This is a genomic window from Planotetraspora sp. GP83, assembly GCF_041262585.1.
Lineage (GTDB): Bacteria > Actinomycetota > Actinomycetes > Streptosporangiales > Streptosporangiaceae > JAOEGB01.
The window spans coordinates 69,011-83,748 of sequence record NZ_JBGCBZ010000012.1 but is presented as its reverse complement, the minus strand read 5'-3'; the positions used below and the strand labels follow the sequence as shown (position 1 = coordinate 83,748).

The following is a 14,738-nucleotide window of genomic DNA, read 5'->3' as shown; positions in this document are numbered from 1 at the left end:
TGGGATGAGTGAGATTCTGGTTCTCGTCGAGCACGTCGACGGTGACGTCAAGAAGGTCACCCTCGAACTGCTGACGCTGGCCCGGTCGCTGGGCGAGCCGTCCGCGGTCTGGGCCGGTCCCGGCTACTCGGACGCCGCCAAGGCCAAGCTCGCCGAGTACGGCGCCGACAAGGTCTACGTCGCCGCCGGCGAGGAGATCGCCGACTACGTGGTGGCGCCGAAGGCCGAACTGCTGGCCCAGCTCGTGTCTGAGCGGTCCCCGGCCGCCGTGCTCGTCGCCGCCACGGCCGAGGGCAAGGAGATCGCGGGCCGCCTGGCCATCAAGACCGACTCCGGTGTGATCACCGACGCGGTGGGCCTGGGCGAGGGCTTCGTCGCCGACCAGTCCATCTTCGGCGGCGGCGTCAACGTGCGGAGCCGCGTGACCAAGGGCACCCCGATCGTGGCGGTGCGCCCCAACTCCACCGCTCCCGTGGCCACCGCGGGCGCGGGCGCCGAGGAGAAGGTGGACGTCGCCTTCTCCGACGCCGCGCGCGCCGCGAAGGTCGTCGAGCGGGTCAAGCAGGAGAAGGGCGCTCGCCCCGAGCTCACCGAGGCCGCGATCGTGGTCTCCGGTGGCCGCGGAGTGGGCTCGGGCGAGAACTTCTCGATCATCGAGAAGCTCGCCGACTCCCTCGGCGCGGCGGTCGGCGCCTCGCGTGCCGCCACCGACGCCGGCTGGTACCCCCACCAGTTCCAGGTCGGCCAGACCGGCAAGACGGTGTCGCCGCAGCTCTACATCGCGGCCGGCATCTCCGGCGCCATCCAGCACCGGGCCGGCATGCAGACCTCGAAGACCATCGTGGTGATCAACAAGGACGCCGAGGCGCCGATCTTCGAGATCGCCGACTTCGGCGTCGTGGGCGACCTGTTCCAGATCGTCCCGCAGCTCACCGAAGAGATCGAGAAGCGCAAGTAGCAACACCTGGAGCGGCGCCGCACCTTTCCGTGCGGCGCCGCTCCGGCATGTCCAGATCCCGTACGGCTCTCGCGTTCCCTGTTCAGCCGGCCGTACGGACCTTGGGGCTAGGGGAGCCGGCGCGGGCGAGGACGGCCCCGATGACGAGGCCGGCGAGAAGCGGCGGGCCGTGCAGGTCGCCGAGGGCGGAGAGAACGACCCCGGCGGCGAGCCCCGGCAGCGGGAACACCCAGCGCGGGAGCCGATCCCGATGGGCGATGAGCTGCGTTCCCGCCGTCGCGACCGCCACGGTCGCGATGAGCCCGGCGGTCGAGTGGCCGAACGCCGTCGTGAGGATCACCACGGAGTAGAAGGCGGCCACCGAGCCAGCGAGACGGTCGGCCCGGGCGAGCGCGAAGGCGGCCAGCAGGCCCCCCGCGAGGCCGCACACCGCGATCGAGTTGCCCGCTCCCGGGGCGCCGGAAAGCATGCCCGCCACCTGCCCGGCGACGGCCCCGGCCAGGTAGAGCGCCAGCCACCTCGCCGGACCGAGGGCCCGCTCGGCCAGCAGGCCGAGGCCGGCCAGGCTCACGAGGTTGAAGGCGGTGCCGATCAGGCCGCCGTCCTGGACCACGAGAGAGGTCGCCAGCCGCCACCACTCGCCCGAGCCGACGAGAGACGGGTCTCTCTCGAAGGTGGTCAGCAGCGAGGGGGAGAAGAGCTGCAGCAGGCTGGGTACGGCGGTGATCAGGAACACGATCACGGTGACGCGGGGGAGCGGCTGGATCTTCACGCGTTAGAGCTTGCCAAATCAGCTCTTGTGGCGACAGAACGCGATGTACGTCCTTCGATGGGACAAATGTCACCCCGCCGCCTCAGCGGGCGGGCATCCGGCGCCATGAACGGGGAACTCGGCGCGCCCGTGGACGAGGGCCGCGCGGTCAGGCGGGAAGCGGCCAGGTAGGAAGCGGCCAGGTGGGAAGACGCCGCCCGGCCGCGTCCGAGATGGGGCGCGGCCGGGGGTGCTCATGCCTGGGCGCTTTCAGGCCGCCATGGGCAGACGGTGGCTCTCGACGCCGTCCTCCTTCATAAGGGCGGCGTCCATGCGGGTCTCCAGCGCGAGCGGGGCCGTACGGGACCTGGGGAGGAGCCGGGCGACCACGGCGACGAGGACGCCGAGGACGACGGCGGTCACCAGCGCGGCCCGCATCGACGTCGCGGACGACAGGAACCCGATCACGACCGGACCGAGCAGCAGGCCCGCGTATCCCATGGCGCCCGCCTGGGCGATCGCCGGGCCGGGGTCGGCCGTGGCGGTGCCCGCCAGGGAGAGCGCCATCGGAGAGATCGTCGCCACCGCGAGCCCCACGAAGAACATGCCCGTGACTGCGGCCAGGGCCGACGGCGCCACGATGACCACCAGGAACGTGGCGGCCGTGGCCGCGCCGGAGGCCACGATCAGGCCGCGCGCGCCGTACCGGCCGCGAAGCCGGTCTCCGGAGAGCCGCGCGATGAGCATGCCGGCCTCGAACACCGGGTAGCCGAGCGCGGCGAGCGCCTCGGGGGCGCCGAGCGTGCCACGCAGGTAGAGGCCGTTCCAGTCCGCCACGGCGCCCTCGACCATGAACGCGCCGAAGGTGATCGCGCCGAGCAGGTAAACCACGCGCGGCAGCCTCGCCCGCGGGGCCTTCGCCCGGGCGGCGGCGGAATCCGGCTGGGAGGTGCGGCCGTCCGGCAGGTACGTGCGGCTGAGGGCGAGCGTCAGCGGCAGCGAGCCCAGGGCGACGACGGTGAGGTGGGCGGTGAGGGACAGCCCGGCGGCGATGGCCGCGGTGCCGAGAAGTCCCGCCGAGATCGCGCCCACGCACCAGCCGGCGTGCATGCCGCTCATCAGCGACCGGCCATAGGCGCGCTCGACCACCGAGCCCTGGGCGTTCATAGCGACGTCGACCGCGCCGAAGGCCATGCCGAACAGGGTCGCGGCCACCATCACGGCCGGAAAGGACGGCGCGAAGGCGACGAGCGCCAGCGCGGCGGCGCAGAGAGGGGCCCCGGCCCGGAGGACGCCGCGACTGCCGACCCGCGCCATGACGACGCGCATCACCTGCATGGTCAACAGCGCGCCGAGCCCCCAGGCGAGCAGGGCGACGCCGACCGACGACTCCGACAACTGGAGCTTGTCAGCCAGCGCCGGAAGGCGCACGGTGAACGTCCCACACATTAGGCCGGCCAGAACGAAGGTGAGGATGGCGCCGAAACGTGCCGTCCTCAGGGCGCGGGTCATCACGGGTTCCTTTCCAGGGGTGTCTCAAAGGTTTTCAGGGTTTTCGAGTCGGGTGAAGCGGGCAGACAACAGCAGGTCGCCCTTCCGGCCGTGAGCCGGATGGGGCGACCACCAGAACGGAGTCAGAGCGGAGTTAGAGCAGGTCGAGCAGGCGGCGCCGGACCTCGGCGTAGTCGACGATCGACGAACAGTGAGTGGCGACGTCCCAGACGCCCTCGCACGCCAGGCGCACGATTTGGGACATCGTCGGGTCGGGCTCGTCATCCAGGCCGTGGCGGTGCCACCTGGTCATCGCGTCCCGCAGCGGCACCAGGAGCTCCGGGTCTCCGGCCGCGCCGGTGACCACCGCCCAGCGTCGCAGCCGGCCGCTCTCGACGGCCTCGAAGGTCGCCTTGAGGTAGGCCCTCGTGTAGTTGCTCTCCTGCTGGGCCTCGATCAGCGCGTCGAACTCTGCGATCAGGCGCTCGATCATGGCCTTGATCAGGGCTTCCTTGCTGCTGAAGTGATAGAGGAGGCCACCTTTGCTGACGCCGGCGCGCTGGGCGACCGCGGCCAGGGTCAGACCCTGTGCCCCCTGGTCCTCCAGCAGGCATTCCGCCGCGTCAAGTAGCTCATCCCTCCTCATGGGCTTACTGTACCGTCTGGACGGTTGAGTCGTCCAATCCGGGGGATGGCATCGTTCCGCGGCACGGATACGCTTGGTTCGCCGGGCGAATCTGGGAGGGGCCGTGGGAACTGCGTATCTGGACCATGCCTCGACCACGCCGATGCTGCCGGAGGCGATCGAGGCCATGACCGCACAGCTGGGTCAGGTCGGCAACGCCTCGTCCCTGCACGCGACCGGCCGTCGCACGCGCAGGGTGGTGGAGGAGTCCCGCGAGACCATCGCGTGCGCGCTCGGCGCCCGGCCCAGCGAGGTCGTGTTCACAGCGGGCGGCACCGAAGCCGACAACCTGGCCATCAAGGGCCTGTTCTGGGCGAGGAAGCGGCCGAGGATCCTGATCAGCGCGGTGGAGCACCACGCCGCTCTCGACCCGGCGCACTGGCTGGGGGACCACCACGGCGCGAAGGTCGAACTCCTGGAGGTCGACGAGCACGGGCGGGTCCACCCCGACACGCTGCGCGCCGCCATCGCCCGCGACCCCGGCGACGTCGCGCTCGTCAGCGTGATGTGGGCCAACAACGAGGTCGGGACCATCCAGCCGGTCCGCGTGCTGGCCGCCATCGCGCACGACCACGGCATCCCGTTCCACACCGACGCCGTGCAGGCCGTCGGCCAGCTCCCGGTGTCGTTCGCGGAGTCGGGGGTCGACGCCATGACCGTCTCCGCGCACAAGGTGGGCGGCCCCATCGGGACCGGGGCGTTGCTGCTGGCCCGCGGGGTCGACCCGGTGCCCGTGCTCCACGGCGGAGGCCAGGAGCGTGACATCAGGTCGGGCACTCTCGACGCGCCGGCCATCGCAGGGTTCGCGGCGGCCGTCCACGCCGCGGTGGAGCGCCGCCCGGCCATCGCCGAGCGGCTGTCCGTTCTGCGCGACGACCTCATCGATCGCGTACGGCAGGCCGTTCCGGACGTGATCCTCAACGGCCATCCCGTCGAGCGGCTGCCGGGGAACGCGCACTTCTCGTTCCCGGGCTGCGAGGGCGACGCGCTGCTCATGCTGCTGGACGCCAAGGGAGTGGAGTGCTCGACCGGCTCCGCCTGCTCGGCCGGCGTGGCGCAGCCGTCCCACGTGCTGCTGGCGATGGGGCAGGACGGCGCGCGGGCCCGCGGTTCGCTGCGTTTCTCCCTGGGCCACACCTCGACGGAGGCGGACGTCGACCGCGTGGCCGAGGTCATCGGCCACGTCGTCGAGCGCGCCCGCCGCGCGGGCCTCTCCTGACACCCGGCCTCTCCTGACACCCGGCCTCTTCTGACGCCCGGCCTGTCCTGAGCCGCCGCGCCGCGGGCCGCTCGCAGGCTCTCCGCGCCGCGCTGTGAGTCCGTGCGCCGTGCTGTGAGTCCAGTCCACGGGCGAGGCCGTGCCCGGGACTCCGGAGGCGCCGGTGACGGGCGGAAGCTCAGGTCAGGAAGTGGGCGACCGCGCTCCAGGACGGGTCGTTCTCCACGTCGACGCGCGGGCGGCCCTCCTGCCAGGTCCCGGCGAGCTCCTTCAGCAGGAGGGCGGAATCGCCCGCCGGGTCGGCGTAGACGTGCAGCACCCGGTTGCCCTCCGCGCTGAGATGGGCGGCCAGCACGGCCGAGCCCAGCTTGCCCAGGCGGCCCGCGAGCCGCTCCTCGAAGTCGCGGAGGCCCTGCAGCGAGGCCCCCGAGGGCAGCCCGTCCTCGTCGGAGTGCTCGTACGGCACAGTGATCGTGATGTGCTGGTCGAACAGCGGGTAGTCGACCGGGCGGAGGGGATAGCGCGCGGCGGCGATCAGGCGCCCGCCCGTCGCCGTCTGGCCTTCGAGCAACGCCCACTGCTCGTCCTTGAATCCCCCGGCCACGTCGGCGACCACGGCCGGCAGGTGGATCGCGGGGATGGCGTCGATGGGCTCGAACTCGGCCGCGACGATGTCGCCCACCCACCTGGCCACCTCGTCCTCCCCGAGCAGCCAGTCGAGGGCGATGAGGGTGGCTTCCATCCGGGTCTCGTCATCGATATCCGGAAATATCGGGTGGAAGGCGGAAACGTCCACGCGGGGCGTGCCGGGCGGGACGCGGAGGCCAAGCACCAGCCCCTCCAGTCCGAACTCCCGCCCGCCGACCTCGACCGCGAGCTCCGCCGCCTGCGGGTTGGCCTGGCGGGAGGGGTGGAACTCCCAGAGGTCGTCGGCCGCCGGCGCGGCGAGCGCCCACCTGTGGGCGAAGGACCGCAACTCGGGATCGCCCGAGGCGCTGACCACCAGGGCATGCCGCGCCGTACGGCCCGGCGCGATCTCCCAGACGAGGTCCGGGTGCAGGGCCGTGACGGCGCCGCCGATCAGCTCCGCGAGCGCCTCCGCCTCCTCAGCCTCGACATGCGCGTCGATCCGGGGACGGGTCTCCCGCCACCAGGTCCAGAAGTCGTCAATGGCCTCCGCCGGCTCGACCGGCTCGCTTTTGCGCCCGAACAGTCGCATGACCACGCATCCTCCCAGGCCGCCCCACCCAGTGCCAACGCGACCACCTCCGGCGTGATCATGCACACATTCCTGAGAAGCGCTCCGATCGGCCGCTCCTCCTGACGTGATCATGCACATGTTCCCGGCTCGGGTGCGTGAGGAGCGACTACACGCGGCGTGATCATGCGCATGTTCCCCCCGGATGCCCGACGAGGCTGAGCCGCCTTGCCCGCCGTACGGGTAATCTCAAAGGGTTATGAGTCCCACACAGAGGCTTCGCGTGCTCGCCGCCATGTCGGGTGGCGTGGACTCCGCCGTGGCCGCCGCCCGGATCGCCGAGGCGGGTCACGACGTGACCGGCGTTCACCTCGCGCTGTCGTCGAATCCCCAGTCCTACCGCACCGGCGCCCGCGGCTGCTGCACGCTCGAGGACGCCCGCGACGCCCGCCGGGCCGCCGACGTGATCGGCATCCCGTTCTACGTCTGGGACATGGCCGAACGGTTCCACCGCGACGTGGTCGAGGACTTCGTCAGCGAGTACGCCGCGGGCCGCACGCCCAACCCGTGCCTGCGCTGCAACGAGAAGATCAAGTTCGAGGCGGTGCTCGACCGGGCGCTGGCGCTCGGCTTCGACGCCGTCGCCACCGGCCACCACGCCCGGCTCTCCGGCGGCGTCCTGCGGCGCAGTGTGGACGAGGGCAAGGACCAGTCGTACGTGCTGGGAGTGCTCACCCGCAAGCAGCTCTCTCACGCGATCTTCCCGCTGGGCGACTCCACGAAGGCGGAGGTGCGCGCCGAGGCCGCCCGCCGCGGACTGACCGTGGCGGACAAGCCCGACAGTCACGACGTGTGCTTCATCGCCGACGGCAACACGCGGGCGTTCCTCGCTGAGCGGCTCGGGGCCGCCGATGGGCCGATCGTCGACGCGCTCACCGGGCAGGTCGTCGGCAGCCACGAGGGCGCCTACGGCTTCACGGTCGGGCAGCGGAAGGGCCTGCACATCGACCGTCCGGCCGCCGACGGACGGCCTCGCTACGTGCTCTCGATCGAGCCGGTCTCCAACACGGTCACCGTCGGGCCCCGGACGTCCCTGGAAGTCCGGAGCATCGTGGGTGAGCGGCCCATCTGGAACGGCCCGGTGCGGGAGCCGTACGAGCCGATCACATGCACGGTGCAGCTGCGCGCGCACGGCGAGGTGTACGGCTGCCGCGCCCAGCTCTCGGGCGACTCGCTGCACATCGAGCTCGACGCCCCGGCCACGGGCGTCGCGGCGGGCCAGGGCGCCGTCCTGTACGACGGCGACACGGTCATCGGCTCCGCCACGATCGCCTCGGCGGCCTGAACGGTCCTGGCCGGGTCCTGATCGGGTCCTGATCGGGTCCTGATCGGGTCCTACGGGAGCTCGACGGAGTCGCCGACCGAGATGTGGCGGAACTCAGCCTTCTGCGTCTCACCTTCCATTTCCAGCCAGTTGCCGTACAGCTTCTGGCCGATCTCGTTGACCAGGCCGTCATGCGTGGAGTACGCCCGGGCCGGGCGGACCAGGCGCAGGTATTCGATGAGTTCGGAAAGCTTCAGCCAGGGGGCGTTCGTCGGAGCGAGCAGCGTGGGGATCTCCACGGCGGGGGGTGTCAACGCGTCGCCGGGGTAGAAGACCTCCTCGTCCACCAGGAAGCCCACGTTCTGGCCGATCGGTATGTCGGGGCGGATGAGGGCATGCCATTCGCCGATCGCCTTCACGCTGAATCCAGCGGTGCTGAAGGTGTCGCCGTCCCGCACGACCTGGACCTTCGCCGGAATGTCGCCGAGCTGGTCCGCCACGGCCTGGCAGGTCCACACCTCCAGGCCGGGGCCCGCCTTCCTCAGCTGCTCGGCGTCGAAGTGGTCGAAGTGTTCGTGGGTGATCAGCACCGCCGCGGCCCCGTCGAGGGGGGAGCCCACGCTGAGGGTCCCCGGGTCGATGACCAGCGTCGACCCGTCCTTCTCCAGCCGCCAGCACGCGTGCCCGAGTTTGGTGAGTTTCATGTTCCCTAAGCTAGACCTCGTGAATGACTTTCCCTGGGACGGGGCCACGGCCACGGGTGTGGGGTCGTACCCCGGTGAGGACCATCTGGCGGCGCTCCAGGTGGCCTTCGGCGAGCTGCCCATGCCGTACCTTCCGGAGCTTCCCGACAGGGGAGTCGGCGCGGACATGATCGGCCGGGGCGCGTCGCTGCTCGTGGAGCTGCCCGTCGAGGTCCAGCCCTCCGGGTGGCGGCTCACCGATCGGCCGGGCCGCGACGCCAAGCGGGCCCGCGACCACCTGCGCCGCGATCTCGACGGCCTGGAGGAGGCCGCCCAGGGGTATGAGGGCCCGCTGAAGATCCAGGTGTGCGGCCCGTGGACGCTCGCCGGGGCGATCGAGCTGCGGTACGGCGACAAGGTGCTCGCGGACGCGGGAGCCGTACGTGACCTGGTTGAGTCCCTGGCCGAAGGGCTGGCCCAGCACGTCGCGGACGTCCGCGGCAGGGTTCCGGGGGCCCGTCTGGTCGTGCAGCTCGACGAGCCGGGGCTGCCGGGAGTGCTCGCGGGGACCGTGCCGACCGCGTCCGGCTTCGGACGGCTCGCCGCCGTCGAGCCCGCCATCGCGGCGGAACGGCTCCGCACCGTCCTGTCGGCCCTCGCACCGGCCGCTGAGCGCACCGACGCGTGGCCGGGGAACGGCGTGCCGCAGCCATACGGCATGCCGGAGGCGTTCGGAACGCCGGAGACACGTGGCGGGCCGGGAGGCCTGACCGGGGTCGGGACGGCTGAGGCCGGGGCTGCCGCCGGTGCCGCGGGTTCTCGGGCTGGTGCTGACGCGGGGGTGTTCCCGATCGTGCACTGCTGCGCGCCGGGCGTGCCCTTCCGGGTGCTCCGTACGGCGGGCGCGCGCGGGATCTCCCTCGACGCGTCGCTGCTGCGGCGCGCGGACGAGGACCGGATCGGCGAGGCGATCGAGGCCGGAACGGCGCTGTTTCTCGGAGTCGTGCCCGGCACGGACACCCGCCTGCCCGACGTGGGAGTGGTGGCCAAGCCCGCGGTCGGGCTGTGGCGGCGCCTGGGGTTCGCGCCCGCGCGGCTCGCCGAGCAGATCGTGCTCACCCCGGCATGCGGGCTCGCCGGAGCGTCTCCGAAGTACGCCCGGGCGGCGCTGGTCGCGTGCCGGGAGGCGGCGCGCGTGCTCCGGGACGACCCTCAGGAGTAGGCCCGTCCCTCGTGGGCGAAGATCAAGGGCTGACGGACCAGGGGAAGTACCGGACGGCGACCTTCAAGAACTGCTCCCAGTCGACGCCGCGCGCGTTCCGGGTGAACGCGGGCTACATGCTCTTCGCCAAGGTCAAGGTCTGCCGGGGAACCGCCGTCAAGGTCACCGGCAGGTGCTCGGGATGGGAGGGCGTCTGGTCCCAGGGCGGCTGAGCCCGCGATCGTTCCCGTTCAGCGGGGATGAAAGCCGGCCGCAAGCGGCCTGCCGTACTCCTGGATCGGACCGCCTCTGATCGCGGGAGCCGTACATCGTCCTCGGTACGGCTCCCGCGAAGAGGTGCGGCTCCCCCCGAGAGTGCGGTTCCGGTCGTTCCTTGGGCCCGAGCCGGGGAGACTCGGACGGGAAGCCGGGCGCACAGACCCTGAGCACGATGCGGGAGGGAAGATTGTCAGTGGTCGGCGATACGGTTTCTCTGGGTTGACGAGGGGAGACGGGCGACGTGAGCGATCGGCTGAACGAGTTGGAGGGCGCGCCGTCGGCGGCGCGGGAGCGGCACGCGGAGCTGGCGGAGCTGGTCGAGGACGCCAACTGGCGCTACCACGTCCTCGACTCGCCGACGGTGAGCGACGCGGAGTACGACACGTGGATGCGGGAGATCCGGGCGCTCGAAGAGGAACATCCCGACCTGCGGACTCCCGACTCGCCGACGCAGAAGGTCGGGGCGCCGATCTCGACCGAGTTCGCCGCGGTCGCGCACCTCCAGCGGATGGAAAGTCTCGACAACGCGTTCAGCGACGCCGACCTGGCGGGCTGGCAGGCGCGGGCGGAGCGGCTCATCGAGGCCGATCCGGGTCCTTATCTCTGCGAGCTGAAGATCGACGGGCTGGCCGTGGCGCTGGTCTACGAGAAGGGCCGCCTCGTCCGGGCCGCGACGCGGGGTGACGGGCGCACCGGCGAGGACGTCACGCCCAATGTCCGCACCCTGCGTGACGTGCCGCAGCGGCTGGCCGGGGACGATGTGCCCGACCTGCTGGAGGTGCGCGGCGAGGTCTTCCTCCCCGTCGAGGGCTTCAAGAGGCTGAACGAGCAGCTCATGGACGCGGGAAGACAGCCGTTCGCGAACCCGCGCAACTCGGCCGCCGGTTCCCTGCGGCAGAAGGACCCGCGGATCACCGCGCAGCGGCCGCTCCGGATGATCGTGCACGGCTTCGGCAAGTGGGAGGGCGCGAAGCCCCCCACGGCCCAGTCGGACACCTACGACCGGCTCGCGGCCTTCGGCCTCCCGGTCAGCGACCGCTACAAGGTGGTCAACACGCTCGACGAGATCCGTGACTTCATCGCCTACTACCGCGAGCACCGCCACGACCCCGAATACGAGATCGACGGCGTGGTGGTCAAGGTCGACCGGATCGCCGTGCAGCGGCAGCTCGGCTCCACGAGCAAGGCGCCCCGGTGGGCGATCGCGTTCAAGTACCCGCCGGAGGAGGTCACCACCAAGCTGCTCGACATCCAGGTCGGTGTGGGGAGGACCGGCCGCGTCACACCGTACGGCGTGATGAAGCCGATCGTGGTCGCCGGGTCGACCGTGGAGCGGGCCACCCTGCACAACGCGTCCGAGGTGGTGCGCAAGGGCGTGCTCATCGGCGACACGGTGGTGTTGCGCAAGGCGGGCGACGTCATCCCGGAGATCGTCGGGCCCGTCGCGGATCTCCGTGACGGCCATGAGCGCGAGTTCGTGATGCCGACGCTCTGCCCGGAATGCGGCACCGAGCTGGCCTACGAGCGGGAGGGCGACGCCGACCTGCGCTGTCCCAACGCGCGTGCCTGTCCCGCCCAGCTCCGCGAGCGGATCTTCTTCGCGGCCGGGCGCAACGCGTTCGACATCGAGGGCCTGGGATACGTCGCGGCCACCGCGCTCACCCAGCCGCTACCGCCGCAGGAGCCGCCGGTCCGCACCGAGGCGGACCTCTTCGACCTCACGGTCGACCGGCTCCTGCCGATCAAGTCGGTCGTGCGCGACCCCGAGACGGGCCTGCCGAAGACCGACCCCGAGACCGGCGAGCCCAAGATCGTGTCGTTCTTCGCCACCATCGCCGGCGTCCCGAGCAAGAACGCCGAGAAGATGCTGGAGGAGCTCGAAAAGGCCAAGACCCAGCCGCTCTGGCGGGTGCTGGTCGCGCTGAGCATCCGCCACATCGGTCCGCCGACCGCCCGGGCGCTGGCCGACGAGTTCCGGTCGCTCGACGCGATCGCCGCCGCGTCCGAGGAGGAGCTGGCCGCTGTCGAAGGCATCGGCCCCCGGGTCGCGGCCACGGTCAGGGAGTGGTTCGAGGTCGACTGGCACCGCGAGATCGTCGACAGGTGGCGAGCCGCCGGTGTCAAGATGGCGGACGAGCCGCCCGCCGATCAGGGGCCTCGGACGCTGGAGGGCCTCACGTTCGTCGTCACCGGCACGCTGGCGGCCTACAGCCGCGACGAGGCGAGCGAGGCCATCACCAGCCGGGGCGGCAAGGTGACGAGCTCGGTGTCGAAGAAGACCGGCTTCGTGGTCGTCGGGGAGAGTCCGGGCTCGAAGTACGACAAGGCGGTCAAGCTCGGTGTCCCGATCCTCGACGAGCAGGGCTTCCGGACCCTCCTCGATCAGGGCCCGGAAGCCGCTCAGGCCGTGGCCGTCAAGCCCGAGGAGTAGCCGCGCCGGCTCGGGCCGCTGGCGCGTGCCCGCGCGAAGCCCCCGATGGCCGGGCCTCGGCTCTTCGCCGGCCGGGCTTCCCGGTGGGCTTTCCGAGAGGCCGGTGGGCTTTCCGAGAGGTCCGAGACGCCCGTAGCTCGACCGCGAAGGCGTGAGGACCAGGCCTGATGGCTTTTCATGCCGTCATTTCGTCTTGATATCAGCTGCCATGTCGACTGATCTTTCGAAATCTACCGTAACGGACCGTGCCCAATCGGTTTCGCGAAGTGGCCCAGAGGCCGTACCCTCCCATAGTGACCTCTTGGGGGGTTTCTTACCTATGACGGCTTCTTTTCGCAGTCTCATGCCGACTTCAGGGATCGGTCTGTCCCATGGTCTCGTGCCGGCTCCCGAGATCGCTGTGTCCCTCATGTCGCCTTCCGCGACCGCGGGCTCGACCGACACCCGGGACACGGGACCACGTCCGGGGTCGCCCCTGTGGGCCTATCTCGCGGCGGTCATCACGGTGGGCTTCACCGCGCTCATCGTCGCGCAGGTACGGCTGGGCCTGGCCGAGTTGGCGGAGATGGGGCGGACGCCGCTGTTCTGGATGCTGGCCGTCCTCGTCGTGCTGGGGGAGCTCCGGCCCGTCATGGTCAGCTCCTCGACGCTGGTCGGCGGCACTCCGATGTCGGCGATGTTCACCTTCGCCGTGCTGATGCACTACGGCCTGCCGACGGCCGCGCTCCTGCAGGCCGTCGCGGTGGTCGTGAGCGGCCTGGTCCATCGCAGGTCCTGGCATCGGGTGATGTTCAACATCGGTCAGGTGACGCTGGCCTGCACGGCCGCCGCCGTGACCCTCGGCGCGTTCGGGATCCATCCGCGGCCCGCCTCGCCCTGGACTCCGGACGGCGTGGACATCCCCGCCATCGTCCTCGCCGGCTCGGCGTACTTCGCGGTCAGGGCGTCGCTGGTCTGCTCCGCGGTCGCGCTGCACGAGCGCAGGCCGGTGCTCCGGGTGGTCAGGGCCTCGATCGGGCCGCAGGCCCTCGTCTATGGCGCGCTGCTCGGCCTCGCGCCGCTGGTCGCCGTCGTGATGGCGCACTCGTCGGCCCTGGTGCCGTTGTTCGTCGCGCCCCTGACGGCCGTCCATTTCACGGCCACGCTGTCGCTGCGCCGCGACCACCAGGCCACCCACGACGGGCTCACCGGCCTGCCCAACCGGAAGATGCTGATCCTCCGGACCGAGGAGGCGCTGGCCGAGGCGAGGCCGAACGAGCGGGTCGGCCTGCTGCTCCTGGACCTCGACCGGTTCAAGGAGGTGAACGACACGCTGGGCCATCCAGTGGGGGACCGGCTGCTCCAGATCGTCGCCCACCGCCTCACCCACAGCGTGCGGCCGGGGGACGTCGTGGCCCGCCTCGGCGGCGACGAGTTCGCCGTGCTCCTGCCGTCCATCAGGGACGCGCACGCGGCCAAGGAGGTCGCCTCCCGGCTGCGGGTGGCGCTCACCGAGCCGGTCCGCCTGGAGGGCATGACGTTCGACCTGGACGCCTCGATCGGCATCGCGCTCTACCCGGACCACGCGCCCGACTTCGAGCTGCTGATGCAACGTTCCGACGTGGCCATGTACCTCGCCAAAGAGGGCCGTACGGGCGTCGAGTTCTACCTCCCGGGCAAGGATCGCAACTCGCCGGAGCGGCTGAGCCTGCTCGGCGATCTGAGGAGGGCCATCGACGCGGGCGAGCTCGACCTTCACTACCAGCCCAAGGTCAGCCTCGACAACGGCCAGGTCGAGGGGGTGGAGGCGCTCCTGCGGTGGTGGCATCCGGTCCGCGGGCCGGTCTCGCCGGTCGAGTTCATCCCACTCGCCGAGCAGTCCTACCTGATGCGCGAGATCACCCAGCACGTGATCCAGAAGGCGCTGGAGCAGGCGGCCGACTGGTGGCACGCCGGGCTCGCCGTGCCGGTCTCGGTCAACGTGTCGGCCCGCGACCTGCTCGACTCCGGCCTTCCCGACCAGCTCGAAGCCGGGCTGGCGAAGCTCGGAGTGCCCGCGGAGGCCGTCGTGCTGGAGGTCACCGAGCGCATCCTGATGACCGACCAGGCCTACAGCGCGGAGACCATCCGGACGCTGTCCGGGCTGGGCGTCCAGCTCTCGCTCGACGACTTCGGCACCGGATACTCGTCACTGGTGCGCCTCCAGCGGCTGCCGGTGTCGGAGGTGAAGATCGACGCCTCGTTCATCCGGCGGCTCGGGGAGTCGGCCGACGACGAGCGGATCGTCCGCTCGATCATCGATCTGGTCCGCTCGCTCGGCCTGAGGTCGGTCGCCGAGGGCGTCGAGAACGCGGAGATCGCGACACGCCTGCGCGACATGGGCTGCCACGCCGGCCAGGGCTGGTGGCTCGCCAAGCCCATGCCCGCCGCCGAGACGACCGTCTGGCTGCGATCCCGCCTGAGCCCCGCGTTCACCGCCCGCGTGGACGACGACGCACGGCTCGCGCCCCGCTGAACCACCCGGCCTGGCGACAGGACC

Annotated in this window: 12 protein-coding genes; 7 read left to right on the top strand and 5 right to left on the bottom strand. The window is 71.3% G+C overall.

What is annotated here, in order from left to right:
• The first annotated feature begins 4 nt into the window (after positions 1-4).
• Complete coding sequence (locus ABH927_RS18405; protein WP_370023081.1) at positions 5-958, top strand: electron transfer flavoprotein subunit alpha/FixB family protein; 954 nt, start codon at positions 5-7, stop codon at positions 956-958.
• A gap of 82 nt (positions 959-1,040) precedes the next feature.
• On the opposite strand, the gene ABH927_RS18400 is transcribed toward ABH927_RS18405, so the two are convergent.
• From ABH927_RS18400 to ABH927_RS18390, 3 genes are all read right to left on the bottom strand, one after another.
• Positions 1,041-1,730 (bottom strand): rhomboid family intramembrane serine protease, encoded by a 690-nt coding sequence (locus ABH927_RS18400; RefSeq protein WP_370023079.1) that lies wholly within the window; start codon positions 1,728-1,730, stop codon positions 1,041-1,043.
• 249 nt (positions 1,731-1,979) lie between these two features.
• Positions 1,980-3,221: an MFS transporter gene (locus ABH927_RS18395; RefSeq protein ID WP_370023077.1), complete on the bottom strand. Its 1,242-nt coding sequence runs from the start codon at positions 3,219-3,221 to the stop codon at positions 1,980-1,982.
• Between the two features lie 133 nt (positions 3,222-3,354).
• Positions 3,355-3,846, bottom strand: coding sequence for a TetR/AcrR family transcriptional regulator (locus tag ABH927_RS18390; RefSeq protein ID WP_370023075.1), 492 nt, complete (start codon positions 3,844-3,846; stop codon positions 3,355-3,357).
• 103 nt (positions 3,847-3,949) lie between these two features.
• Here ABH927_RS18390 and ABH927_RS18385 point away from each other — a divergent pair, with 103 nt between their 5' ends.
• Positions 3,950-5,104: a cysteine desulfurase family protein gene (locus tag ABH927_RS18385; RefSeq protein WP_370023073.1), complete on the top strand. Its 1,155-nt coding sequence runs from the start codon at positions 3,950-3,952 to the stop codon at positions 5,102-5,104.
• Positions 5,105-5,282: 178 nt separating this feature from the next.
• On the opposite strand, the gene ABH927_RS18380 is transcribed toward ABH927_RS18385, so the two are convergent.
• A complete protein-coding gene (locus tag ABH927_RS18380) occupies positions 5,283-6,323 on the bottom strand; it encodes a DUF695 domain-containing protein (RefSeq protein WP_370023071.1) in 1,041 nt (346 codons plus the stop codon).
• Between the two features lie 238 nt (positions 6,324-6,561).
• Here ABH927_RS18380 and mnmA point away from each other — a divergent pair, with 238 nt between their 5' ends.
• Positions 6,562-7,647, top strand: coding sequence for a tRNA 2-thiouridine(34) synthase MnmA (gene mnmA, locus ABH927_RS18375; protein ID WP_370023069.1), 1,086 nt, complete (start codon positions 6,562-6,564; stop codon positions 7,645-7,647).
• Between the two features lie 50 nt (positions 7,648-7,697).
• Here the strand turns inward: mnmA and ABH927_RS18370 are convergent, their stop codons facing one another.
• A complete protein-coding gene (locus ABH927_RS18370) occupies positions 7,698-8,330 on the bottom strand; it encodes an MBL fold metallo-hydrolase (protein WP_370023067.1) in 633 nt (210 codons plus the stop codon).
• Positions 8,331-8,349: 19 nt separating this feature from the next.
• Between ABH927_RS18370 and ABH927_RS18365 the strand changes: the two genes are divergently transcribed.
• The 4 genes from ABH927_RS18365 to ABH927_RS18350 all read left to right on the top strand — a co-directional run bounded on the left by ABH927_RS18365 (position 8,350) and on the right by ABH927_RS18350 (position 14,714).
• Entirely contained in the window at positions 8,350-9,531 is a 1,182-nt protein-coding gene (locus tag ABH927_RS18365; protein ID WP_370023065.1) for a methionine synthase, read from the top strand.
• Between the two features lie 11 nt (positions 9,532-9,542).
• Complete coding sequence (locus tag ABH927_RS18360; protein WP_370023063.1) at positions 9,543-9,743, top strand: hypothetical protein; 201 nt, start codon at positions 9,543-9,545, stop codon at positions 9,741-9,743.
• A 287-nt stretch (positions 9,744-10,030) separates the two neighbouring features.
• On the top strand, positions 10,031-12,220 hold the full coding sequence (gene ligA, locus ABH927_RS18355; RefSeq protein WP_370023061.1) for an NAD-dependent DNA ligase LigA: 2,190 nt from the start codon (positions 10,031-10,033) through the stop codon (positions 12,218-12,220).
• Positions 12,221-12,629: 409 nt separating this feature from the next.
• The gene (locus ABH927_RS18350) at positions 12,630-14,714 is read left to right on the top strand and encodes a putative bifunctional diguanylate cyclase/phosphodiesterase (protein WP_370023342.1); all 2,085 of its coding nucleotides are present in this window, start codon (positions 12,630-12,632) and stop codon (positions 14,712-14,714) included.
• Positions 14,715-14,738 lie beyond the last annotated feature (24 nt).